Below are 1,467 nucleotides of genomic sequence, written 5' to 3'. Positions count from 1 at the left end.
TGATTGACACAGGAATTGATTTGGCTACAGGAAATAAGATTACTGGTCAAACAGTCGCTATGAACTTTGCCTTTAACACCTTTACCGACGGAGCAGGTAGTGTGTCTCCTAAGAAGGCTCCTAAGGCTGATGTGGTGACGACGAAGCCGAAATCAGGGGATGTATCAGTCACGAGACCACGTAAGGATGTAACCCCTGTTCAGCAACTAGCATTGCCTGGGCCGACTAGTAAACCACTTGCCTTACCAGCACCAGATCCTGTGTTAGCTTTACCAGCGCCTAAAACTACAACTAAACCGGATTTTTATGTAAAGCCTTCAGGGGATACGATACCGGCTACTAGCCCCTACTCATATTTGCAAGATTCTAATTATGTTGACGTTGGTAAGAATTTTACTGCGACTCAAAAGAAAGCTATTATAAAAGAGAATATGGTAAGAAATGGTGGAGTAGTTCGTTCAGACTTATCTGGAGAAATTTTATATAAACCTCAAAAAAGTCAAAAAGGTGTTACACCTAATCCCAATGAATGGCAAATAGATCATATTATTCCGAAAACAAAAGGTGGTTCTAATAGCTATGCTAATGCACAGGTTCTTTCTAGATATGAGAATCGAATGAAATCTGATTATTATTCAGGAGGTGATTGAGATGTCTTATGATTTAAATGTAAAGACTTTATATGAAGGATGTTATTTAGCAAGTATTTCTTGCGCAGTTATGTCCGCTAAATTTCCAGAACTATCTTTTGAGCACTCTTGGGACGGGACTAGTTATTCCGTTCAGGATGGTTTTGGCAGTCGAGGAACTGTTACGTTTGAAAATGATGTTTGTGTATGTGCTATTCGGTCTGATAATAGTGAACGTTTAAGCCATTTTATTCCTTATACATACTATTTTGAAAATTGTCCAGTTCAAAATTTTCGATTGGCGGAGGAAGAGACCTTGCAATATCTATTGGATGAAAGGAATGGAGAGATTCTCCCTGTTATTACAGCTTGTTTCTGGAATAATGGGAATGAGTTAGAATCTAATGATAGTTGGAAGGATATATTCTCTAACGGTGGAGATATTTTGATTCCTCAACTCTCTTCTTTTGAAATTGGTTTAGAGCATTGGAAAAATTACTATGATATGAATACAGCGGAGTTGAATTTAATTGTAAAGTTATTCAAAGAAAAAGTGTCTAATCCGCAACAAGATATCAGACTGGCTGATGATGTAGAAATCTTATCTAAATATGGATTAGAGGGATTTAAGGAAGCTAAGGGGGTATTAGAAGGCATGTGCATTTATGTGGATTAGTAGACAATGTGTTAATTAACGTTAATAAATCTCTTGAAGAATTTCTTCAGGAGATTTTACTTATGGCTCACTATAAAGTTTACTTCTAGCTGACTATATTGATACCAACATCGCTTCTGAGAAGAACTCAGAAAAGCTAGCTACCTCAACAACCAAACAGGT

General features: G+C 37.2%; 2 protein-coding genes. Both read left to right on the top strand.

Annotated elements, in window-relative coordinates; all coding sequences use genetic code 11:
• On the top strand, positions 1-650 hold a 650-nt coding region (locus tag SORDD16_RS09605; protein ID WP_241734060.1), incomplete at its 5' end, for an HNH endonuclease domain-containing protein.
• Position 651: 1 nt separating this feature from the next.
• Complete coding sequence (locus tag SORDD16_RS09600; RefSeq protein WP_061453271.1) at positions 652-1,305, top strand: hypothetical protein; 654 nt, start codon at positions 652-654, stop codon at positions 1,303-1,305.
• Positions 1,306-1,467 lie beyond the last annotated feature (162 nt).

Origin of the sequence: Streptococcus oralis (genome assembly GCF_001578945.1) — a bacterium.
In the GTDB taxonomy this organism is placed as follows: domain Bacteria; phylum Bacillota; class Bacilli; order Lactobacillales; family Streptococcaceae; genus Streptococcus; species Streptococcus oralis_Q.
Note: the sequence above shows the minus strand (reverse complement) of the source record. Positions and strands in the feature narration are given on the sequence as shown.

Bases quoted from the DNA above. Each gene is read 5' to 3' on its own strand.
- SORDD16_RS09600 (WP_061453271.1), top strand. From the start codon at position 652: ATGTCTTATGATTTAAATGTAAAGACTTTATATGAAGGATGTTATTTA.